Below are 20,854 nucleotides of genomic sequence, written 5' to 3'. Positions count from 1 at the left end.
ATATCAGCCGCCAAGATAGGCTTCGCGGATGCGGGGATCGTCGGCGAGGACGGCTGAAGGTCCGGACAGGGTGATGACCCCGGTCTCGAGCACGAAAGCGCGGCTCGCTATTTCGAGCGCCATCGCCGAATTCTGCTCGACCAGCAGCACGCCGAGACCGGTGCGCCTGTTGAGTTCGCGGATGCGGTCGAACACCTGCTCAATCACGATCGGCGCAAGCCCCAGTGACGGTTCATCCAGCATCAGCAGGCTCGGGCGGCCCATCAGGGCCCGGCCGATCGCCAGCATCTGCTGCTCGCCGCCGGACAACGACCAGCCGCGTTGTTTCAGCCGTTCCTTGAGGCGCGGGAACAGATCGAACACCAGCGCGAGGTCTTGATCGACTTCGCGCCGGTTATGGGAGCGCGACGCGGTGCCCGTGATGAGGTTCTCGCGCACGGTGAGACCCGGAAAAATGCGCCGTCCCTCGGGGCAGTGGGCGAGGCCTGAACCGACGATGGCTTCGGCCGCGGCATTTTGGATGTTCTCGCCTTTCCAAGAGATGGTGCCAGCGCTAGGCCGGATCAGTCCGGAGATCGTGCTCAGCGTCGTGGTCTTGCCGGCGCCATTGCCGCCGATCAGGGCGACGATTTCGCCCATCTCGACGCTGAACGAAATGCCCTTCAGCACCTCGATGTGGCCATAGGACACTCTCAAGTTTTCGACCTTAAGCATGCCGGTGCCGCCTGCCGAGATAGGCCTCGATCACCAGCGGATCGCGCTGGACTTCGGAAGGCGCGCCTTCGGCGATCTTCTTGCCGAAATCAAGTACCGTGACGCGGTCGCTGATACCCATGACCAGCCGCACATTATGCTCGACCAGCAGAATGGTGATGCCGCGGCTCCTGAGCCTTGCGATGGTGTCCAGCAGCGTCATGCTTTCGGTCATGTTCATGCCGGCGGCCGGCTCGTCGAGCAAGAGAACACTCGGCTTTGAGGCCAGCGCCCGTGCGATTTCCAGCAGGCGCTGCTGCGCATAGGGCAATCGCGTGACGCGATCATCGGCGCGCTTGGCAAGGCCGACAGTTTGGAGCGCCTCGCGCGCGTCGCGATCGATTTCGGCCTCCAGCTGCCGTTGCCGATCATTCGATGTCAGGATATCGAACAACGACGCCGGGTTGTTGCAGGCCGCCGCCACCTTGACGTTCTCGATCACACTCAGAGTATCGAAGATCCTGATGTTCTGGAACGTCCGCGCCAGGCCAAGCCGCGCAATCCGGTGCGGCTTGAGACGAAAAATCTCGTGGCCGCCGATTCGAATCGAGCCGATGTCAGCATGCGAGGCTCCGCTCAGCGCGTTGAGCAATGTGGTCTTGCCTGAACCGTTTGGACCGATGATCGCCTGCACAATGCCCTTGGGCACGTCGAGGTCGATACCGTCGAGTGCGACGAGCCCGCCAAAACGCCGCGTCACACCCCGCGCGGAGATGATCGGTTCCGGGCTCAACGCGCGCCCGCCCGGCGTAGCTGCAGTTGCGATGCGAGCGATGCCAGACCTCCTGGCGCCAGCACGATGACGGCGATGACGCCGAGGCCGTAGAGCACGAGATACCACTGACCGAGAAATCGCAGCGCCTCGGGCAGGATCGTCAGGGCCACCGCGCCGGCGACGCAACCGGCGATCGAGCCCATGCCGCCGACGATGAGCATGGTCATCAGCAGGATCGCTTGCGTACCGGAGAAGCTGTCGGGACTGATGAAGCGGATCGAAGACGCATAGAGACAACCCGCGATCCCCGCATAGACCGCACCGATCATGAAGGCAACCAGCTTGGTCCGGGTGGTATCGACGCCGCACTGCTCCGCCGCGATCTCGCTGTCCTTGGTCGCGATCATCGCGCGGCCAAGAACCGAATGGCGAACGTGTGCTGCGACAATGATGGCGAGCACCAGCGTTGCGATCAAGAGATAGTAATGCTGTATTTGTCCCTGTGGTCCGATTCCGAAAATGCTGATGCCGGGGATCGCCCGCAAACCGGAGGTGCCGCCGGTGACCGGCTCCCAATGCACGATGATCAGCCGGATGATTTCGCCGAACCCGATGGTCGTCATCGCCAGATAATAGGTGCGCAGGCGCATGGTCGGCAGACCAAGCATGAGGCTCGCCGCGATCACGACGACGACCGACAAAAAGGGCGTCGCAACCCACGGCAGGCCGGACTTGGTTGCGATCGCCGTGGTGTAGGCGCCCAGTCCATAAAATGCGGCCTGTCCGAAGTTGATCTGACCGGTCCAACCCGTCACAAAGTTCAGCCCGAGCACGACAATCGCATTGAGGATGGCGATATTGAGGAGCTGGAGGATGTATCCGTCCTGAGCGATGGCGGGGACCGCCAAAGCAGCCGCGATGCCTGCCGCGAGAAGGGGCCAGGTCCTGTATTTCTTCATCCCAGACCTTTTCGCTGCTCTTCTCGCCGAACAGGCCGCGGGGCCACGCGATGAGAACGGTGATCATGACCATGAAGGCATAGGCGTCGCGAAAGTTCGACGAAATGTATCTGGCGCCGAAGGTTTCAATCAGGCCTAGAAACAATCCGCCGATCACCGCGCCCGGCAGGTTGCCGAAGCCACCGATCACGCTGACGACAAACCCTTTGAGGCCGAGACTTCCCCCCATGGTCGGTTCGGCGAGGAAAATCGGCGCCGCCAATAGCCCCGCGATCCCCGACAAAGCCGCGCCAAAGGCGAAAGCGACGGCGATGGTACGGTTGACGGGAATGCCGACCAGCCGCGCGGTGTGCAGGTCCTGCGCGGTCGCCTGCATCAGGATTCCGAACCGGGTCCTGGTCAGGAAGAAGTATTGCAGCAGCAGGATCACGGCGAGGGTGGCGAAGATGAAGAGTTGATGCATCGAAATGACGACGCCGGCAAAGCGTAGCGGTGGGCCGCGGACCGGGGATGGCAGCGATACCGGCAGCGGTCCCCAGATGATCAGCGCCAGGTTTTCCAGCACGATGCCCATCGCGATCGTCGTCAGGATGACCAGAAATGCCGGCCGCCCGCGCAACGGAAAATAGACCAGCACCATGAACACGACGCCGACCAGCGCCATGGCCACCATGGTGATGGCCCAGGCGGCCGCCACCGGCAATTCATGGGTCACGGCGCAGCTGATGCCGATGAAAGCTCCGAGCATCAAAAGCTGGCCTTGCGCGAAATTGACGATCTGCACCGTGTTGAAGATCAAGAGCAGGCCGAGTGCGACGAGAGCATAGATGCTCCCGAGCGCCAGGCCATTGATGACGAGCTGGCCCATGAAGCGATCAGTATCCGTTCTCTTTGATGGGGCCGGCTAATTCGGGCGTCTTGCCCTTGTTGCGATAGATGCCAAGCGTATGCGCAAGATCGCCTCGCGCATCGGCCTGATAGGAGATCAGCATGCCCTTCCAGTCCCTGGTGGCTGCCAGCGCATCGCGGATCGCCGGCTTGTCGCAGCCGACCTTCTCGATGATCGATTTCAGCATATGGACGGTGTCGTAATACGAGACCGTGAAATTGTCCGCCGGGACCTTGTATTTTTCCTGAACGCGCTTCGACCAATCGAGGATCTTCGCATCCGTCGAGGTTTGCGGGATCATGCCGCCGATAGCGTAGGTGCCGTCGGCCTCTGCGGCCGACAGGTTGTTGAGCGTGGTTTGCGCCACGATACTGGAGTTGCCGATCGTGGTCAGCTTGATGCCGAGATCACCCATCTGCTTGACGACCAGCGTGACGTCGGCAGGGCGGCCGAACAGGATCAGGCTGTCGGCGTCCTTGTCCTTGATCTCGAGCAGCTGCGCACTCATGTCCTTGTCGGACGGCGCATAAGAGGTGACCGCTACCGGCGATACCTTGAGCTTGGCGAGCGAGGCCTGGATACCCTTGGAGGCACCGAGGCCGTAATCATCCGCCACCGCCATGATGCCCGGCCTGGTCTTGCCGAGCGACTTCACCAGATATTCCGGAATGAGATCGGCGAGCTGGCCATCGTGAACGTGGGTGCGGAACAGCCATTTGCTGCCCTGCGCGGTTACCTTTGCATTGGTTGCGCCGACCAGGAAAGGCGTTTCCGATTTGGTGACGACGTCGGTTTGGGCAAACACGTGCGGGCTGATCATTGAGCCGAAGATGACAAGTGGCTTGCCTTCGAGAATGCGGTTCATCGCGTTCAGCGCATCGGTGCTGGAGGCTCCGGTGTCCTCCGTGGTCAGCGCCAGCTTCTTGCCGCTGATGCCTCCGCCGGCATTGATTTCATCGACCGCGAATTCGACGCCATTGCGCGCTTGCGTGCCGAGCAGCGCCAAATTGCCGGTGAGCGCCGTCGTCAGGCCCAGCGGTATCGGGGAGGGACAGCTGGCCGCGTCCGCTTTCGACTCGTGGGTGATGGCCATCGACAGGCAGATCGCAGTCGCGCCAATCATGGAAGTTTTTAGGGAAATAAAAGACATCATGTTCCTCTGTCAGAATAGCGCAATGAGCGTATAGCCAACGCCGATGGCAGGCTTGTCACGATTGTCTGACAAGCCCGCCATCTGCTTGTGAACCCCTGTCATCAGCCGATAATTCCCGGGAGCGCATCGCTGCGCAGGGAATTATCGCGGCTCACTTTCCGACAGCTCCGGTTGCGGCCAATGAGGGCGCAGCCACCGCTCGTCCACCAAAAGCCAGGTACACACCGCCGGAAACGACGATCCCGAACAGCCAGCTGAGATCCGCCCCACCCAGCAGTCCGGAGATTGGTCCCTGCAACGCGGGAACGAGCCCGTCCTGTACCGACCAGCCGGCGACCAGTCCTGCAAGAAACGCAATGATGCCACCCCAGTTGATGTCACCATAGGCGCTGGTTTCCGGCGAAGCGTAGAGTTCGGCGACATTGACCTGGCTCTTCCGCTTGATGAAGAAGTCGGCCATCACCACGCCGGCCCACGGACTCATCCAGAGCAGCAGGCTGATCATCCAGTTGTCGAACGCCTTGGCGAACGAGGGTGCGAAGATGAAGTAGATGGTGACGAGGTAACCGGCGATACCGACGATGAGCGCCAGCGCGGTCCGGGACAGCCGGATGCCCATGCTGAGTGCGGCGAGCGCCGCCGAATAGACGTTCAGGATATTGGTCGCGATCGGGCCGTGCAGCACCATCAGCAGCACCAGCAGACTGGCCACGCCGCCGAACACCGCGCTGACCATCTTGGCCGGGTCGGTGTCCAGGGTCACGCTCGCGATGGTTGCTCCGAGGATGGCAAGCCAGACCGACGGGACGAACATTCCGATGTAGCTATACCAGAAGACGGAGGTCGAAGAGACGCTTCGGGGCACGAAGCGGGAATAGTCCGATGCCCATGTCACCCAGGAGATTCCCCAGCCGACCCCGATTGCGGACATCAGGAGCGTCAGCATCGCCAGATGTGCGCCAGGCGGAAGGCTGCTGGCAAGATTCCAATTGACGACTCCGGGCTGGCTCCAGGCGAGAACGCTCATCAGCACCATGATGGCGACGGTTGCCGGCACCGTGTACTTCTCGAAGGTGCGGATCGCGTAGAAGCCGTAGATTCCGATGACGACCTGTATCACCATCACCAGGGTGATGACGATGAAGGTCGCCACCAAGGTGTCCGGTATCCCAAACTGGCCCAGAATCGCCATCGAGATCTTGACCGGGAAGTAGGTGTTCACGCCGATCCAGCCGAGCGTCATCAGGAACATCAGCAGGCTCGGCAGATACGCGCCGCGGCGGCCGAAGGCGGAGCGGCTAAGTACCATCTGGTTGACCCCGGTCTTGTGGCCCATCACCGTGAACGCGGCGAAGATGGCGCAGCCGAACAGGTTGCCGATGACGATGACGGCGATGGTCTCCCACAGGCCGAGTTTGAGGATAATGCCGAGCGCACCGAGCGCCCAGTTGACCGGCGCGATGTTGGCACCGGCCCAGATCCACATTTGCTGTGGACCGGTTGAGTCACGGTCGGCATCCGGGATCGGTTCGATACTGTGAACGTCGGATCGCAATTCAGGATTTGTCATGACGCCCTCTCTTTTCAGGAAATTTCCCGATCAGATCGAGCAAGAATCGTACCAAGGAGCGCGGTGATCACCTCGCCAGAAACCGGCGAATGGCTGTCGATACACGCTTTCGCAAGATGTCGATCAACATCGTCATGCCGTTTAGCTCTTGTCGTCCCTCCGTTATTACTGCCGTCTGATCGCCCGAAAGGTGGCGATCAAGGTTGCGCGCGAAATCCGCGGTCAGTCGTGCGGCAAGATCGCGCACCAGGCCGTCGCGGGCGATCTGGGCCAGCATCCCTTTGAGGCTGTAGCCGATCGAAAGCTCGACTCGTGTTGCCGCGCCTTGCTCCGATGGCACGAGGCGATAGCGGATCTCACCCTGGGTGGAAGAGCGGCTGCGCTGATCGCTGCCGATTCCGACGATCCGGCCAGACAAAGTATCGACGTCGCGCTCGATGCGCGCGGCGCCGCGGAAGTCGGCCGAAATCGGCCCAAGTTTTACGCGGATCGCGCCTTCCACACGCTCCGGCGTCGGCATATCGGTCAGCGATGCGCCGGGCAGGCAGGCGGCAACCTGCCTGACATCGCCGAGCATGTCGAAGACCTTGTCCGGAGGGTAGGGGACCGTGAAAGTCTCGCCGAAAGTCTTCGCGGGCGTAAAGTCCGGGATGGCGCTCGCGCCGCTCATTGGCTGCGGCGCTTCGGGCTTTGCCGTCGTTCCCCTTGCGCCGTCCGGCTGAGCAGAATTCGTGGCGTTGCCGGATCCTACGGGACCGAGCGTTTGTCGACCTCCACCCGCAACAGGCGCTATTCCCCGCCGGCGCCTTTGCTCGATAACCGCGCGCACCGCGCGTACGATGCCGACATATCCGGTGCAGCGACAAAGGTTGCCGCTCAATCCGGCGCGAACACTGCGCTCGTCGGGCTCGGCCAGGCGAAGCACGAGGTCACGCGCCGATATCAGCATGCCCGGCGTGCAGTAACCACATTGCAACGCGTGTTCGCGGGTGAAGGCCGCTCGAAGCTCGGCCGTGATTTCATCGTCATCGAGCCCTTCGATCGTGGTCACTTTTGCGCCGTCGCAGGCGACCGCGTAGGTGATGCAGGAGCGCGCCGGCATGCCGTCGATCAGCAAGGTGCACGCCCCGCACACGCCGTGCTCGCAGCCAAGATGGGTGCCGGTCAAATCGAGATTGTCGCGCAGGAAATCGGCCAGATGGGTGCGAGGCTCCACGGAGGCTTCGACCGGACGCGCGTTGACGGTGAGTCCGATCATGGTCATGCCGACGCCGCCTCACCGATCGCGCGGCGCAGCACGGCGACATGGATGTGCCGGTCGGCGGCGTTCGCCAGGCCTGCCTTCGTCAGGATGGCGTCGGCCACGCGCGCATCGAATTGTCGCTCGAAGTCGCCTGTTATTCGCCCGCCAAAGAGCGCCGCCGCATCAGCGAGGACGATGGGAGCGGCCTCCACGGCGCCGATGACCACACGCGCGGTCGCCTGTTCCGGATCGATCAGCACCGCCGCGATGGCATGGGCGAACTCGCCGATCTTGCGGCAGGCCTTGACATAGCCCCAGCGCGCCGACGCTGCCATCGCAGGCACGCGGACGGCCTCGACGATCTCGCCGGGCCGCAGCGCGGATTCGAGCGCCCCGGTGACGAACCGCTCGACAGGGAGATCGCGAGCCCCCGCAGCGCTGCGCAACGCGACCTGGGCGCGCAGCGCCGACAGAGCCGAAACCCAGTCCGCGGCCGGATCGGCGTGACTGAGCGATCCCCCGATCGTGCCGCGGTTGCGCACAGCCCGGTAGGCGATGGCACCCGCGACCCGTTGCATGGCGCCGCGGGTTACATCGGGTATTCGGCCATCCTCGATATCGCCATGCGTGACGCAGGCGCCGATGACAAGTTCATCGCCGCGGCGGTCGGCCCATTTCAGTTCGGAAAGCCCGGATATGTCGATGATCAGATCCGGCTCGACCAGCCGCAGGTTGAGCATCGGCCCCAGCGACTGACCTCCGGCAATGAGTTTGGCGGTTCCGTTTGCCCTGGCCATCAAGGCCAGCGTGGCGCTCAGGTCGGTGGGACGTTCGTAGGCGAACGCTGCCGCTTTCATGCGGCCGGTCTTTCCGCGCGACGCGCCGCCAGCACGGCCTCGACAATCCGGCGCGGCGACATTGGCGAGTGCAGGAGTTCAACCCCAAGCGGGCGCAGCGCATCATTCACGGCGTTGGCGATGGCCGCGGGGGGAGCGATCGCACCACCTTCGCCGATGCCCTTGACGCCGAACATCGTGTAAGGCGAGGGCGTTTCCATATGATCGAGGCGGGGCTCCGGAACCTCGGCGGGCCCCGGAAGCAAATAGTCGGCGAGGGTCGTCGCGAGCGGTTGTCCGGCGCTGTCGAATGGCATTTCCTCGTAAAGCGCGGTGCCGATGCCCTGCGCAAGGCCGCCATAAATCTGGCCGTCGACGATCATCGGATTGACCAGCACGCCCCCGTCCTCGACGATGACATAGTCGAGGATCTCGACCTCGCCGAGATCGGGATCGACCGCGACGGTCACCGCATGGGCCGCATAGCTGAAAGTGCCGCTGTCGCGCTGCGGCTTGTAGCCGCTCGTCGATTCCAGCCCGCCCGGATCGACATCGGGCGGCAAATCCTGCGGACGGCGGTACCAAGTATGGGCGACTTCGGCGAGCGCAATGCTGCTATTGGGTCCGCACACCCGGCCGTCGCGCAGCGTAACCATCGCCGGATCAAGCTGAAGCAGTTTGGCGCCAATGCGCTTGGCGCGTTCGCCGATCTCGATGCATGCGGTCGCAACGGCGCCACCGGCCATCACCATCGAGCGCGAACCCCAGGTACCGGTCGAGTAGGGCGTCAGCGCGGTATCGCCATGCACGACGCGCACCTTATTGGTCTCGATGCCGAGGATTTCGTAGGCGATCTGAGCGAGCGTGGTCTCCAGACCCTGACCGTGCGAATGCACCCCAACCCGGATTTCGAGCCCGCCGTCGGGCGTCATGCGCGCATTGGCCTGCTCGTGTCCGGGCACCATGGGAATACCCCAGCCGGCATAGACCGAGGTGCCGTGCGCGGCCTGCTCGCAATAGATCGAGAGGCCCACGCCGATCAGCCGCCCATCGGCCTCCCTGGTGCGTTGGCGCGCCCGAACCGACGCGATATCAATCGCGGCGAGGGCGCGCCGCATCGCTTGCGGATAGTCGCCGCTGTCGAAATGCTTCCTGGTGATATTATCGAACGGCATTTCATCCGGGCTCACCAGATTGCGCAGCCGGACCTCGCCGGGTTCGATTCCGGCCGCAACCGCCACGGCATCAAGCATGATTTCCAGCGCGAAGCAGACGCCGGTGCGGGCGACGCCGCGATAGGGCAGGATCGGGCACTTGTTGGTCGCGACCGAGAAGGTCCGGCAGCGATAGGCCGGCATCCGGTAGGGACCCGGCAGGATGCTTGCGACCTGCGCGGCCTCCAGACAGGCGGAAAACGGATAGGACGAATAGGCCCCGGAATCGACGGTCGCTTCGCAGTCGATCCCGCGCAGGCGGCCATCGCGATCGGCGTAGACCGTGATCCTGTAGTGGTGCTCGCGGCAATTGGCGCTCGCGGTCAGATGCTCGCGCCGGTCCTCGATCCAGCGCACGGCGCAGCCTTTGCGCATAGTCAGCCAGGCCAGGCAGACCTCTTCGGGCAGCAGAATTCCCTTGTGACCAAATCCGCCACCGATATCAGGCGAAACGATGCGGATCCGGCCCTGCTCGATATCGAGACAATCGGACAGGCCATTGCGAACGATGTGCGGCATCTGCGCGCCGGTATAAAGCGTCAGTTGATCGAGGCGGTGATCGAAGGTGGCGACCACGCCGCGCCCTTCCAGCGGCGACATGCATTGGCGCGCGGTCGATATTTCGCGCGTTACCTTGATCGGCGCATCGAATGCGCGGGTGATATCGACCTCGAAGGCGCTTTCGAGAAAGACATTGTCGCCCCAGTGCTCATGGACCAGCGCCGTGCCTGCGTCGCGTGCCCCAAGCATATCGTAGACCGCCGGAAGCTCTTCGAGGTCCAGCGTCACCGAGGCCGCGATATCCTCAGCCTCCGCCCGGCTCGGCGCCACGCACATGGCGACGAGCTCGCCGACGTGACGTACCTTGCCGGTCGCGAGAACAGGTTGCTCGGAGATCTTGAAGCCGGGCAGGCCGGATACGGCGCGGATCGGCTTGACCCCAGTCAGATCCGCAGCCGTAAAGACGACATCGCGAAAACGCTCCAGCACGTGGATGCCCCTGATCCGGGCATGCGCCAAAGGGCTGCGGACGAAGGCTATGTCCTGCAGGCCCGCGATCCGGATATCGGCCACGTACTGGCCGCGCCCGCGCATGAAGCGATCGTCTTCCTTGCGGGTTAGACGCGCACCTACGCCTTGCGCGATGCCGGCAGTTGCGTCCGAGGGGAGATGGCCTTCAGCATGCGACATAGACTGCCGTCTCCACTCGAACCCGCCATCGGCGGCTACGCAGCCACCGCACGCGGCAAGATCGGAGCGATAGCATCATGGCGCTCGCCCGCGCGCAAGCAGAACGCCGGCTGCAGCAGGCTGTCGGCAACCACTTCCGTATTCTCATTGTCACGCAGCACATAGCGACCGCGCATCTGCGTGAGCACCGTGACGTCGGCATCCATGCCGGGCCGCAGTGCGCCGATGACATCCGAAAGCCCGAGCATTTCGGCCGGATGCGACGTCACCATCGGCACCACCTGCTCCAGCGTCAGGCCCAGCGCCATCATCGAGCTCATCGCCTGCACCAGGCTGAATTTGGCCTGGCCCGCGAAAGGATGGTTCTCGTCGTCGGCAGGCTGATCGGGCGTTCCGGCCGGCGCCGGCACGTGCGTGTTGTAACCATGGATATCGGCGCCCAGCGTGGTCGGAACGATACCTGCGGCGATCGCCTTGCGGGCCAGGCGGTAGGAAAAGTGGCTGCCATGGCCGACGTCGACCTTCAATCCCTTGTCGAGCGCCGCCTGGATCACGGGATGCACGTCACCCTCGCGGTTGACGAAGCCGCCGGGATGACGCGTAAACGGATGCGCCAGCACGTCGCCGGAGCGAAGCAGCGGGATCACCCGTTCCAGTATCGTATCGACGTCTTCCCCATTGGTGCCGCTCTCCGGCAGACCCCACAGCTGCCCGAAATGCACATAGACCGGAAGGTCGGCGCGCCGGCCGATTTCGGCCGCCATCTCGATCACGCGGATGCCCCAGCGCGCGAAGCCGCCGATTTCGGCATGGGCCTTGATGCCGCGAACGATGTCGCGGTTGGCGTTGGCCGCTTTGACGGTGGCGTCGATATCGACGCAGTCGGGGCTGTAGAGGTTGGGGTAGTAGTGTCCCTCCAGCCCTCCCACCAGATAGGCCGAGAGAAAGGCGTAGGTCCGCGACCTCGACCTCTCGGCAATGAAGTGACGGAAGCCCGGCAGGGTCATGCACGACGGCCCGCCCTGATCGACCAGTGCGGTGACGCCGGATTGCACGCCCACCATGTCGGCGTTTACACCGAAGCGGCCCGTCACATATTGATAGACATGCGCATGGGTATCGATCAGTCCGGGCAGCACGATCTTGTCGGTAACGTCCACAATCTCTCTGGCGCTGGTCGGCAAAATATCGGATTGAACGGCAGCAATTTTGCCATTGCGGATGGCGACATCCTTCAAGCCGTCGATGCCCGAGGCTGGATCGATGACGCGCCCTCCGCGCAGAAGCAGGTCGAATGTGGTGCTCACGGACATGGCCGGTTTCCTCTCCAGGTACCGGCGCGTCGCGCCGGCGGACTACGAAGCGCCGGCGGTATTGGGCCGGCCAAATACGAAGTATGCTTCGTAATTTCATACAGCAACTATCATGCCATGGATTGCATCAAATTCGTGCAGCGTAGGCAAGGACAGAGTGGTTAGAGATGGCCAAGAAAGCAGTGCACAAGAATAGTAATTCCTGGCCGCTCGGGCAAAGACCGGGATTTCTGATCCGGCGGCTGCATCAGATCCACGTCGCGCTGTTCCAGAAGAAATGCGCGGCCTTTGATGTCACGCCGCTGCAGTATAGCCTGCTGTCGGCGCTGGCCCGACGCGGAACCGCCGACCAGACCACGCTGGCGGCGGATGTCGCCCTCGATCGCACCACCACCACCGGTGCGCTTAAGCGTTTGCAATCTCGCAAGTTTATCGAGCGCACCATTCATCGCCGGGATCGCCGGGCGCAGATATGCGGGCTGACCAAGGCCGGCGCAAGCCTGCTGCGCCAGATGGAAGCGTCGGCGCGCGCCGCCCACCGCGAAACCGTGGCGGACTTGAGCGAGGCGGAGCAGAAGCGTTTCATCGCGATGATGCAGCGCATCGTGGCTGCCAGTTCCGGCGGTGAGAAGGCGACGACGGCTACCGCTTGAAGGGACCGATCGGGGGGGCACCGGTCGGGCGATTACAATCTGTGCACCGTGCCTCAAAAATGGCAGCGCTGGAAAACCGGCACCGGCCAAGGCGTAAAGGCCATGCCGCAATGCGAAGTACTCTTCGCATTTCTTGGTAGCCGACGCCGGAGCGGATCGGCGGTTTTCCCTCGCAATCCCTAGGCACTTGGCCAGGGCATCGCGACTAAGCGGCAGCGAAACGGCGGGGCTAAGACAATCGGGCCGTCGATCGCCGAGTCTGGCATGTCCTTTGCTCCATTCTTCGCATTGAGTTGGTGGCTAGGGTTCCGCATCGGCTTTGATGGCTGGTCCAAGAGCTGCCGCCTGCGCAGGAGAAATCTGCACAGGGCACGGCGGGATAAAATCCCGGGAGACCTCAGTGGCCAGGAATTGGCATCTCTCAGGTCCATGCCAATTCCCCAGGGTTTGTGAAGTGGAGTTGGCGATGAACGTCTCAAATTTCCAGGAATGGTCGATGATTTCCGAGGTCCAGCCGCCGACTGCTGGTGCGACCGGTTGGGGATCGAACTGATGGCGGCCTGCGCGGATGCGATCGAACGGCGCTTTGGCGATGGCGGTCCGTCCGGTGAGGGGACTGCCGACAACGAATTCATCCGACGCGTTCTCGCGCGAAAGACCGTACGCCGCTACAGCGATGTCATCCCGAGCGATGGCCTGCTTGATCTGCTCGTCGCAGCGGCGTTGAGCGCGTCGGCCAAGTCGGACTTCCAGCAGGCCTCGATCCTGCGGGTCAGCGATCCCTTGCAGCGTGCCGCGATTGGCGCGCTGTTTCCGGGCATGCCGTGGATCGGCGTGTCGCCGGTGTTCTTCGTATTTCTGGGCGATGCCAGACGACTGCAGCGGATCGGCGAATTGCGCGGAAAACCGGTCCGCAACGGAACGCTGGAAGGCTTCTTCAATGCCAGCGTCGACGCGGCTCTGGCGATGCAGACCATGATCCTGTGCGCCGAATCCGCCGGCCTGGGCGTCTGTCCCATCAGCGTCATTCGCAACGAGGTCGACAAGGTAGCCGCGATCCTCGGTTTGCCCCATCTGGTTTTTCCGGTCGCGGGACTTTGCCTCGGTTATCCGCAGGCCGAGGGTTACGTCAGTCTGCGCCTGCCGCGCCGCGTGACGACACATCGTGATCGCTACGATGACCGAGATCTGCCGGGCGCCATCGACGATTACGACCGCCGGCGGGATGCTTTGCACGCAATTCCACGCGAGCAGCAGCGATCCAACGCGGAATTTGGCGAGGCGGCGTTCTACGGCTGGTCGGAAGACAAGGCCCGACAGGCCGCCAAGGCGGAAGGCGCGGCATTCCCGCCCTATCTGCGTTCACACGGATTCCATTTCGATTGAAAGGACTACTACCCGCGACACCGCGCAAAATTGTTCCGCAGACCACGACAGGCCATCACCCAACAGAGGAAAGCTTACCATGAAAATACATTCTTTCGCTCACTCCAGTTTCCTGACGCGTCGCGTGGCCTTTGGCGCGATGGCTGCGCTGTTGGCGATGCCAGTGGTGATCGGCGTCGCGAGCGCCGCGAGCATGGAAGAGATCAAGAAGCGCGGCCTCATCGTGGCGACCGAGGACGATTTCCGTCCCTTCGAGTTCGTCAAGGACGGCAAGCCGATCGGCTTCGACAACGAGCTGATCGAGGATCTGCGCAAAGCGGCGCCGTTCGAGATCAAGCAGGAAATCCTGCCCTGGACCGGCATCCTGGCCGGCGTCAGCACGGGCAAGTACGACGTTGCCATTACCGCTGTAATCATCACCAAGGAACGCAAGCAATCGCTTGACTTCACCAGCCCGATCGCCGACGCGACCCACTACTATGTGAAGCGAAAGGACGACAAGTCCATTTCCTCGATCAAGGATTTGAACGGCAAGACCGTCGGCGTTCAAGCCGGCAGCGCGCTGCTCGGCCGTCTTCCTGAACTCGGCGCGATGCTGGAGAAGACCGGCGGCAAGCTCGGAAAGGTCGTCGAGTACACGTCCTATCCCGAAGCCTACCAGGATCTGGCGCTAGGCCGGGTGGATTATGTGGTCAACACCATCATCAATCTGCAGACGCTGGTGGCTGAAAAGCCGGTATTCGAGGTTGGCCAGGCGGTTTCGGGACCGTCGTTCCCGGCCTGGGCGGTCGCCAAGGACAGCACGGAACTGCTCGCCTTCCTGAACGAATTCATCGCCAAGGAAAAGGCCAGTGGCCGGTTCGCCGAGCTCCAGAAGAAGTGGTTTGGCGAGGCCTTCCCGAATCTGCCGGTCAAGTTTGAACCGGAATTTTGACGGCCGGCCTGACAGAGTCGGTCTGTCATGAGCGGCGGCGACATCGCAGCCATCTTTCAGGGTGCCATCGTGACGGTAACGCTGTCATTCATCGGCATCTTGATCGGGCTGCCGATTGGCCTTGGGCTGGCTTTGCTGCGATGGGCCAATGTTCCCTTCGCGGCGAAGGTCGTCACCCTCTATGTCAGCATTTTGCGCGCCACGCCCCTGGTCACCCTGCTGCTTCTGTTGTTTTTCGCCCTTCCCAATATCGGCGTGCCGATCAATCCGATCTCGGCGGCGATCCTTGCCCTTGTCATGAATACGTCGGCCTTCAATTGTGAAGTGTGGCGGTCGGCGCTGATGAATTTTCCAAAGGATCAATACGAGGCGGCACAGTCCGTCGGGATGACAGCCGAACAGCGCTTTCGCAGGATCGTGCTGCCGCAGATCGTGCGGGTGAGCCTTCCCGGCCTCGTCAATGAAATGTCGCTGCTGATCAAGGTCACGCCGGTGCTCGCGGTGGTGGGCGTCGTCGATATCACCCGTGCCGCGGTAAGGATCGGCGCCCAAACCTACGAACCGCTGCCACCGTTCCTTGTGGCGGTAGCTCTGTACGCGCCAATCGTCTTCGCGCTGGTTTCGCTGCAGCGCTGGATCGAACGCCGCCAGGTCGCGGCCGAGGCCGCCGCATGATTCACGACTTTGGCATTGTCTGGGGTGAACGCGCGCTGCTTCTGAGCGGGCTTGTCAACACCGCGATCCTGTCTGCGCTGTCGGCGGTGGCCGCGCTGCTGCTGGGTTTTATCGTGACCCCGGCGCTGATGTCGAAACGGCCGGCGGTTTCCGGCGCAGCTCGCCTGTTCGTGGACGGGATGCGGTGTGTGCCGTTTCTGCTGTTTGCCTATATCGTCTATTACGGTTTTCCCTCGTTCGGCATCAGGCTGGACAACTGGACTTCGGGGCTGGCGGCGCTGACGATCTACAATGCCGCCTACATGGCGGAAATTCTGCGCGGCGCCTGGGCGGTGCAGCCGCGGGAACCGATCGAGGCGGGCATCGCATTCGGCTTTTCTGACATCCGGCTGTTTCGCCGCATCATTCTTCCGCCGCTGCTGTTATCGGCAGGTCCCGTGATCGGCAATCAGATGATTCAGATCATCAAGGACAGCGCCTTCCTCTCCATCATCGCGCTGCCGGAACTGACGCATGCCGCCAGCTCGATCCAGTCGCGGCACTACGTTCCGTTCGCGGCCTTCATCACCGCGGTGTTTCTATATTGGGGACTCTGCCTCATCATCGAGGCTGGCGTCGGTTCGATCGGCCGCGTCGCCGAAGCACGCCGATAGGGACGCGTAATGGCGGAAACCAGCAAAGTTCTCGACGTGGCCGGGGTCTCGAAGCGGTTTGGCGATATCGAAGTCCTCTCCGACGTCAGCTTCCAGGTCGACAAGGGTGAAACCATCTGCGTGCTCGGGCCGTCGGGTTCGGGAAAATCGACCCTGCTACGCTGCATCAACTGGCTCGAACGGCCGGACGCCGGACAAATCTATCTGAACGGGGAGAGGATCGGCATCAATAACGCCGGTATCGTCATGGGCGACCGCGAGTTGTCGAAGATCAGAACGCGCATCGGCATGGTATTCCAGCATTTTGCGCTGTGGCCCCACCTCACGGTGTTGCAAAATCTGATGGAGGCGCCGGTCCAGGTGCAGAAGCGGCCGAAGGCCGAGGTCTACGACGAGGCGCTGGCGTTGCTTGCCAAAGTAGGGCTGAGCGACAAGCGCGACGCCTTTCCGGCGAAACTGTCGGGTGGACAGAAGCAGCGCGTCGGCATCGCCCGCGCATTGGCGATGCGTCCGGATCTCCTGCTGTTTGACGAACCCACGAGCGCGCTCGATCCGGAACTCGTCGGCGAGGTGCTGGTCGTGATGCGGGATCTCGCCCGCGAGGGAATGACGATGGTGATCGTCACCCACGAGATGGCTTTCGCGCGCGATGCGGCAACGCGGGTGCTGTTTCTCGATCGCGGTCGGGCCGTCGAAACCGGATCGCCGGATCGATTTTTCTCCAATCCCGAGACCGAACGGGCGCGGCAGTTTTTGCAACGCTACGCCGGTGACACCGCCAATAACAAACGCTGACGACAACCTGCCAGGAGGACGCCATCATGCATCCCATTTTCCATCTCTTGCCCGATGCTCCGAAGCCGGTCGCGCCCTACAGCCACGCCGTCGAGGCTGGAGGATTTGTTTTCGTGACGGGACAGCTCGCCACCGACCCGGGCGACGATTCCCTGCCCATCCCGTCCGGCATCGAGGCGCAGACGCACAAGGTCATGGATAATCTGATCCGTGTGCTCAAGGGTTGCGGGCTCACGCTTGGGAATGTGGTCTGCGTTCGCATCTTCCTGACCGACTTCAACGGCGACTACGGCAGGATGAACGAAATCTACGCGACCTATTTCGCCGCCGACAAGCGTCCGGCCCGGACTACGGTCGGGGTGACCGGCCTCGCCCGCGGCGGGATCATCGAGATCGACATGATTGCGATCAGACCGTGAGGCACGGACATGACTGATCCACTGATCGAAATTCCCGCACGGCGCGGCAAGGCCGCCTTTGTGTCGGCCGGGCAGGTGATCACCGTCGTTAATACCCATGGTGAACAGGTGGTCGATAGCTGGGCGTTCAACCGCGCCGATCTTGGCGAGTTCATGTCGAATGAGCACACGCGCGCGCACAGCCTGCACCTTGTTCCCAGGCCCGGCGACGTCCTGCGCACCAACAAGCGTCGGCCGATCCTGACCTTGATCGAAGACACCTCGGGTGGAATTCACGATACCCTGATCGCAGCCTGCGACCGCTACCGCTACGCCTTTCTCGGGGTCGAGAATTATCACGACAACTGCACGGATAATCTCTTTGCCGGAATGCGGGAGCTTGGGCTGGTGCCGGCGGAAGTGCCAAGCCCACTCAACCTCTTCATGAACATTCCCTGGAGCGCCGATGGTACGCTTGGCTTCGCCGCGCCGCCTCGGCCCATACCTGGAGGCTACGTTCGCCTGCGGGCCGAGATGGATCTGGTGATCGCATTTTCCGCCTGTCCGCAGGACATCCTGCCGATCAACGGCAAGGCCGGAAAGCCGGTCGAGGCGCATTTCAGGATAGACGAAGAAGATTGTAAAGTCGGAGCGGCGACATGACCACGGTACAGACCAGGCAAGAGATGGCCGAGGCCAATCGGCGGCGCTACGAAGAACTTCGCGCGGCGGGACAAGAGACGACGCCAAAAGGCCTGCCGGATGCGACCCCGCTGAACGGCGCTCCGATCGCGCCCAACGCCGTGATCAGCCGCGAGCAGGTCCCTGCCGGATGGTACACCACCGTTCGTCTGCGGCGCGGCGAGGCGCTGCGGATTGTCGACGATTCCGGCCGCGCCAGCGTCGCGCTGATCGGATGGCGGGAAGAGGACACTTCCGAGCGGATCAATTGCGCCGATACCGTCAAGGTGCAATGGAGTGCCGCGATCTCGAAGGGCCGCGTCCTGCTCTCGGACATGGGTCGCGTATTCCTCTCGCTGGTCGAGGACACCAGCGGTGCCCACGATCTCCTGGTGGGGGGATCCACGCCTGGCTCGACGCGCGCTGCCTTTGGCGCGGCCACGCGCAACACGCATGAGAATTTCCTCGCCGCCGCTGCGAAGATCGGGCTCGGTCTGCGGGACATTCCGCCCTGTGTGACGTTTTTTGCGCCGGTATCACTCGATGCCAACGGGCGCTTCCTCTGGACGGCAGGCCGAAAGCACCCAGGCGACTTCGTTGACCTCCGCGCGGAGATGAGTCTGGTGCTGGTGCTGTCGAATTGCGCGCATCCGCTCGATCCGGCGCGGCCGGCCGCGGCCGATCCCATCACGTTCATTCGCCACCGCGCCGCGCCGCCGGCACCGGACGACCCTTGCCGGACGACATCGCCGGAAATCGTTCGCGCCTTTGAATTTACCGACCGGCTTTACGCCTGAGGAGTGACGTCAATGACTGGTCTCACAGCTCCGATCTCAGCTCCCGATGCATCCGACGCGGTCTATAGCCATGACATCCCGGCGGAGCGGCCCTGGTCCCGGATATTGAAACAGGGACAAACCCTGCGGATCGTCGATAGCGAGGGGCAGCAGGCGGTCGATGCGCTGCTCTATTGCGCCGACGACCCGGCGGAGCGTTACAGCAGCCAGGACACCTTGCGGGTTCAGGGATCGGCTTATGTCGAACTCGGAACGCGGTTGATCTCGAACAAGGGCCGGGTCATGGCCCATCTGACCGCCGATTCCTGCGGACGGCATGACACGTCGGCGGGTTGTTGTTCGTGTGAGAGCAACGCGGTCCGTTTCGGCGAAGCGACGAAGTACCAGCATGCCTGCCGCGAGAACTTCATTCTTGAGTTGTCGAAACATGGATTGAGCAAGCGCGATATCGTCGCCAATCTGAATTTCTTCATGAACGTGCCGATCGATCCCTCCGGAGCGTTTACGGTGGTCGATGGCATCTCGGCACCTGGGAATTACGTCGACGTCACAGCCGATATGGACGTGCTTTTCGTCATCTCCAACTGTCCGCAGGTCAACAACCCCTGCAACGGCTTCAGTCCGACGCCGATACGGGTCATGATCTGGAATTCACCGGAAACCTAGCGGGGGGACGGAGGCCGATGCACTATCACAATGCCGCGCGCCGTTGTGATTTCTGCGGTTGTGGCATACCGTTTGCTTGGAAATTGAACTGGGCTTGGGCGTAGGGAGCTTCCTAGCTTTTGGCTACGCCACGATAATGCAGCTGGCATGAGCCAGCGGAACAGTCCGACGAAACTCAAGGGGAGTTGCTCAAATGCCGACAAAATTCACGCGTCGCCAAGCTCTTGTTCTTCCCGCCGGGATCGCATTGGGAAGCCTCGCCGGCCGTGCGGCGATGGCCGCCGAACCCGTCAAGATAGGCCTGGTTGCGGCGCTTTCCGGAGCCTCCGCCAAGTCAGGCGAGGGGATCACCCGCGGGCTCACGATCGCGATCGACGAGATCAATGCCAAGGGCGGGGTGCTCGGTGGCCGGATGCTTGAACTGGTCCGCCGCGATGACGAATCCAACCCTGTCAAGGGTCAGACCGCCGCGCGGGAATTGATCGACAAGGAGGGCGTCGCCATCCTGTTTGGCGGCATTGACAGTCCGGTATCGCTGGCGATCGTGCCGGTGGCGAATGCGGCACAGGTGCCCTTCATGGGCGTGTGGGCGGCCGCCACAAATATTACCCGCAACGGCGCCAACCCGAACTTCATATTTCGTGTCTCGGCGGTCGACGTACTGGTTGACCGCGCCTTGATGAAGTACGCCACGACCAAGTTCGGCGCGAAGACGCCCGGACTTATGTTGGTCAACAATGGTTGGGGCGAGTCCAATCTCGCCGGGCTCACGGCCGCCGCGGAAGCCGCGGGCATCAAGCTCGCCGGCGCCGAGAAATTCGACGACAAGGACGCGGATATGACACCGCAGCTGCAGCGCTTGCGCGACGCCGGCGCGGACACGGTGATCCTGGTTGGCAACGCTGCGCCGGGTGCGCAGGTGATCAAGTCGCTGCAGCGGTCTGCCTGGACGGTGCCGATCGTCTCGCATTGGGGTATCTCGGGCGGGCGTTTCCCCGAGCTTGCGGGATCCTGGGCGGGGAAGGTGCATTTCATTCAGACCTACAGCTTCTTCGGGCCGCAAAACGATGTCGGCAAGCAGGTGCTGGCGGCGCTGATGAAGAAATATCCGGATATCAAGGGCCCCGGCGACGTCACGCCGCCGGTCGGCGTGGCCAATGCCTACGACGCGATGCAGCTGACCGCGCTGGCGATGGCCAAGGCCGGCTCGACCGAAGGTGCCAAGCTGCGCGAGGGATTTTTGGCCATCGAAAGTTATCAGGGGCTGATCAAGAATTACACCAAGCCCTTCACCGATGCGAACCACGACGCCTTGAATGAAAATGATTACGTCATGGTCCGCTATAACGGAGATCAGATCGAGCCTGTCACCGGTTAAGC

At 62.6% G+C, this 20,854-nt stretch carries 21 protein-coding genes, 1 pseudogene and 1 riboswitch; of the genes and pseudogenes, 12 read left to right on the top strand and 10 right to left on the bottom strand.

Annotated elements, in window-relative coordinates:
* Window positions 1-3: 3 nt before the first annotated feature.
* The 4 genes and pseudogenes from E8A46_RS13475 to E8A46_RS30445 form a co-directional block, all read right to left on the bottom strand.
* Entirely contained in the window at window positions 4-714 is a 711-nt protein-coding gene (locus E8A46_RS13475; RefSeq protein ID WP_291561352.1) for an ABC transporter ATP-binding protein, read from the bottom strand.
* Complete coding sequence (locus tag E8A46_RS13470) at window positions 707-1,486, bottom strand: ABC transporter ATP-binding protein (protein ID WP_291561350.1); 780 nt, start codon at window positions 1,484-1,486, stop codon at window positions 707-709. The genes E8A46_RS13475 and E8A46_RS13470 overlap by 8 nt, the downstream gene beginning before the upstream one ends.
* Window positions 1,483-2,427: a branched-chain amino acid ABC transporter permease gene (locus E8A46_RS13465; protein WP_291561349.1), complete on the bottom strand. Its 945-nt coding sequence runs from the start codon at window positions 2,425-2,427 to the stop codon at window positions 1,483-1,485. Before E8A46_RS13465 ends, E8A46_RS13470 begins: the two co-directional genes overlap by 4 nt.
* Window positions 2,428-2,539: 112 nt before the next feature.
* Window positions 2,540-3,223 (bottom strand): annotated as a pseudogene (locus tag E8A46_RS30445) (branched-chain amino acid ABC transporter permease); the annotation flags it as partial.
* On the opposite strand from E8A46_RS30445, the gene E8A46_RS13455 reads away from it, so the two are divergent.
* On the top strand, window positions 3,134-3,322 hold the full coding sequence (locus E8A46_RS13455) for a hypothetical protein (RefSeq protein WP_291561345.1): 189 nt from the start codon (window positions 3,134-3,136) through the stop codon (window positions 3,320-3,322). The pseudogene E8A46_RS30445 and the gene E8A46_RS13455 sit on opposite strands and share 90 nt — an antisense overlap.
* Here E8A46_RS13455 and E8A46_RS13450 read toward each other — a convergent pair.
* The 6 genes from E8A46_RS13450 to E8A46_RS13425 form a co-directional block, all read right to left on the bottom strand.
* The gene (locus E8A46_RS13450) at window positions 3,303-4,439 is read right to left on the bottom strand and encodes an ABC transporter substrate-binding protein (protein ID WP_291561343.1); all 1,137 of its coding nucleotides are present in this window, start codon (window positions 4,437-4,439) and stop codon (window positions 3,303-3,305) included. The genes E8A46_RS13455 and E8A46_RS13450 overlap by 20 nt on opposite strands.
* A gap of 181 nt (window positions 4,440-4,620) precedes the next feature.
* Complete coding sequence (locus E8A46_RS13445; protein ID WP_291561342.1) at window positions 4,621-6,039, bottom strand: cytosine permease; 1,419 nt, start codon at window positions 6,037-6,039, stop codon at window positions 4,621-4,623.
* Between the two features lie 67 nt (window positions 6,040-6,106).
* The gene (locus tag E8A46_RS13440) at window positions 6,107-7,303 is read right to left on the bottom strand and encodes a 2Fe-2S iron-sulfur cluster-binding protein (RefSeq protein WP_291561339.1); all 1,197 of its coding nucleotides are present in this window, start codon (window positions 7,301-7,303) and stop codon (window positions 6,107-6,109) included.
* Window positions 7,300-8,139: an FAD binding domain-containing protein gene (locus tag E8A46_RS13435; protein ID WP_291561337.1), complete on the bottom strand. Its 840-nt coding sequence runs from the start codon at window positions 8,137-8,139 to the stop codon at window positions 7,300-7,302. The genes E8A46_RS13440 and E8A46_RS13435 overlap by 4 nt, the downstream gene beginning before the upstream one ends.
* Complete coding sequence (locus E8A46_RS13430; RefSeq protein ID WP_291561335.1) at window positions 8,136-10,523, bottom strand: xanthine dehydrogenase family protein molybdopterin-binding subunit; 2,388 nt, start codon at window positions 10,521-10,523, stop codon at window positions 8,136-8,138. Before E8A46_RS13430 ends, E8A46_RS13435 begins: the two co-directional genes overlap by 4 nt.
* 35 nt (window positions 10,524-10,558) lie before the next feature.
* On the bottom strand, window positions 10,559-11,836 hold the full coding sequence (locus E8A46_RS13425) for an amidohydrolase/deacetylase family metallohydrolase (RefSeq protein ID WP_291561331.1): 1,278 nt from the start codon (window positions 11,834-11,836) through the stop codon (window positions 10,559-10,561).
* 167 nt (window positions 11,837-12,003) lie between these two features.
* On the opposite strand from E8A46_RS13425, the gene E8A46_RS13420 reads away from it, so the two are divergent.
* The 11 genes from E8A46_RS13420 (at window position 12,004) to E8A46_RS13370 (ending at window position 20,852) form a co-directional block, all read left to right on the top strand.
* Window positions 12,004-12,489 carry a MarR family transcriptional regulator gene (locus E8A46_RS13420; RefSeq protein WP_291561329.1) on the top strand — a complete coding sequence of 162 codons (486 nt, stop codon included), beginning with the start codon at window positions 12,004-12,006 and terminating at the stop codon, window positions 12,487-12,489.
* 289 nt (window positions 12,490-12,778) lie between these two features.
* A riboswitch (guanidine-I (ykkC/yxkD leader) is annotated at window positions 12,779-12,885 on the top strand.
* A 93-nt stretch (window positions 12,886-12,978) separates the two neighbouring features.
* A complete protein-coding gene (locus tag E8A46_RS13415) occupies window positions 12,979-13,875 on the top strand; it encodes a nitroreductase family protein (protein WP_291561327.1) in 897 nt (298 codons plus the stop codon).
* Between the two features lie 79 nt (window positions 13,876-13,954).
* Window positions 13,955-14,809 carry a transporter substrate-binding domain-containing protein gene (locus E8A46_RS13410; RefSeq protein ID WP_291561325.1) on the top strand — a complete coding sequence of 285 codons (855 nt, stop codon included), beginning with the start codon at window positions 13,955-13,957 and terminating at the stop codon, window positions 14,807-14,809.
* Between the two features lie 27 nt (window positions 14,810-14,836).
* Window positions 14,837-15,484: an amino acid ABC transporter permease gene (locus tag E8A46_RS13405; protein ID WP_291561322.1), complete on the top strand. Its 648-nt coding sequence runs from the start codon at window positions 14,837-14,839 to the stop codon at window positions 15,482-15,484.
* Window positions 15,481-16,137, top strand: coding sequence for an ABC transporter permease subunit (locus tag E8A46_RS13400; RefSeq protein ID WP_291561320.1), 657 nt, complete (start codon window positions 15,481-15,483; stop codon window positions 16,135-16,137). The genes E8A46_RS13405 and E8A46_RS13400 overlap by 4 nt, the downstream gene beginning before the upstream one ends.
* Window positions 16,138-16,146: 9 nt before the next feature.
* On the top strand, window positions 16,147-16,932 hold the full coding sequence (locus E8A46_RS13395) for an amino acid ABC transporter ATP-binding protein (RefSeq protein ID WP_291561318.1): 786 nt from the start codon (window positions 16,147-16,149) through the stop codon (window positions 16,930-16,932).
* 26 nt (window positions 16,933-16,958) lie between these two features.
* Window positions 16,959-17,351, top strand: a complete 393-nt coding sequence (locus E8A46_RS13390) for a RidA family protein (RefSeq protein WP_291561316.1) — start codon at window positions 16,959-16,961, stop codon at window positions 17,349-17,351.
* 9 nt (window positions 17,352-17,360) lie between these two features.
* The gene (locus tag E8A46_RS13385) at window positions 17,361-17,993 is read left to right on the top strand and encodes an urea carboxylase-associated family protein (RefSeq protein ID WP_291561313.1); all 633 of its coding nucleotides are present in this window, start codon (window positions 17,361-17,363) and stop codon (window positions 17,991-17,993) included.
* Window positions 17,990-18,808, top strand: coding sequence for an urea amidolyase associated protein UAAP1 (locus E8A46_RS13380; RefSeq protein WP_291561311.1), 819 nt, complete (start codon window positions 17,990-17,992; stop codon window positions 18,806-18,808). The genes E8A46_RS13385 and E8A46_RS13380 overlap by 4 nt, the downstream gene beginning before the upstream one ends.
* Window positions 18,809-18,820: 12 nt before the next feature.
* Complete coding sequence (locus E8A46_RS13375) at window positions 18,821-19,474, top strand: urea amidolyase associated protein UAAP2 (RefSeq protein ID WP_291561309.1); 654 nt, start codon at window positions 18,821-18,823, stop codon at window positions 19,472-19,474.
* A gap of 274 nt (window positions 19,475-19,748) precedes the next feature.
* Window positions 19,749-20,852, top strand: coding sequence for an ABC transporter substrate-binding protein (locus E8A46_RS13370; protein WP_291561377.1), 1,104 nt, complete (start codon window positions 19,749-19,751; stop codon window positions 20,850-20,852).
* Window positions 20,853-20,854 lie beyond the last annotated feature (2 nt).

Source organism: Bradyrhizobium sp. (assembly GCF_004799445.1).
Taxonomy (GTDB): Bacteria; Pseudomonadota; Alphaproteobacteria; order Rhizobiales; family Xanthobacteraceae; genus Bradyrhizobium.
The sequence above is the reverse complement of the archived record's forward strand: the minus strand, read 5'-3'. Positions and strand labels throughout refer to the sequence as shown.

Coding starts and splice junctions, on each gene's coding strand:
- E8A46_RS13465 (WP_291561349.1), bottom strand. CDS start 2,427: ATGAAGAAATACAGGACCTGGCCCCTTCTCGCGGCAGGCATCGCGGCT.
- E8A46_RS13380 (WP_291561311.1), top strand. CDS start 17,990: ATGACCACGGTACAGACCAGGCAAGAGATGGCCGAGGCCAATCGGCGG.
- E8A46_RS13410 (WP_291561325.1), top strand. CDS start 13,955: ATGAAAATACATTCTTTCGCTCACTCCAGTTTCCTGACGCGTCGCGTG.
- E8A46_RS13390 (WP_291561316.1), top strand. CDS start 16,959: ATGCATCCCATTTTCCATCTCTTGCCCGATGCTCCGAAGCCGGTCGCG.
- E8A46_RS13400 (WP_291561320.1), top strand. CDS start 15,481: ATGATTCACGACTTTGGCATTGTCTGGGGTGAACGCGCGCTGCTTCTG.
- E8A46_RS13435 (WP_291561337.1), bottom strand. CDS start 8,139: ATGAAAGCGGCAGCGTTCGCCTACGAACGTCCCACCGACCTGAGCGCC.
- E8A46_RS13420 (WP_291561329.1), top strand. CDS start 12,004: ATGGCCAAGAAAGCAGTGCACAAGAATAGTAATTCCTGGCCGCTCGGG.
- E8A46_RS13440 (WP_291561339.1), bottom strand. CDS start 7,303: ATGACCATGATCGGACTCACCGTCAACGCGCGTCCGGTCGAAGCCTCC.
- E8A46_RS13455 (WP_291561345.1), top strand. CDS start 3,134: ATGGGTCACGGCGCAGCTGATGCCGATGAAAGCTCCGAGCATCAAAAG.
- E8A46_RS13450 (WP_291561343.1), bottom strand. CDS start 4,439: ATGATTGGCGCGACTGCGATCTGCCTGTCGATGGCCATCACCCACGAG.
- E8A46_RS13395 (WP_291561318.1), top strand. CDS start 16,147: ATGGCGGAAACCAGCAAAGTTCTCGACGTGGCCGGGGTCTCGAAGCGG.
- E8A46_RS13430 (WP_291561335.1), bottom strand. CDS start 10,523: ATGTCGCATGCTGAAGGCCATCTCCCCTCGGACGCAACTGCCGGCATC.
- E8A46_RS13375 (WP_291561309.1), top strand. CDS start 18,821: ATGACTGGTCTCACAGCTCCGATCTCAGCTCCCGATGCATCCGACGCG.
- E8A46_RS13405 (WP_291561322.1), top strand. CDS start 14,837: ATGAGCGGCGGCGACATCGCAGCCATCTTTCAGGGTGCCATCGTGACG.
- E8A46_RS13385 (WP_291561313.1), top strand. CDS start 17,361: ATGACTGATCCACTGATCGAAATTCCCGCACGGCGCGGCAAGGCCGCC.
- E8A46_RS13425 (WP_291561331.1), bottom strand. CDS start 11,836: ATGTCCGTGAGCACCACATTCGACCTGCTTCTGCGCGGAGGGCGCGTC.
- E8A46_RS13415 (WP_291561327.1), top strand. CDS start 12,979: ATGGTCGATGATTTCCGAGGTCCAGCCGCCGACTGCTGGTGCGACCGG.
- E8A46_RS13370 (WP_291561377.1), top strand. CDS start 19,749: ATGGCCGCCGAACCCGTCAAGATAGGCCTGGTTGCGGCGCTTTCCGGA.
- E8A46_RS13445 (WP_291561342.1), bottom strand. CDS start 6,039: ATGACAAATCCTGAATTGCGATCCGACGTTCACAGTATCGAACCGATC.
- E8A46_RS13475 (WP_291561352.1), bottom strand. CDS start 714: ATGCTTAAGGTCGAAAACTTGAGAGTGTCCTATGGCCACATCGAGGTG.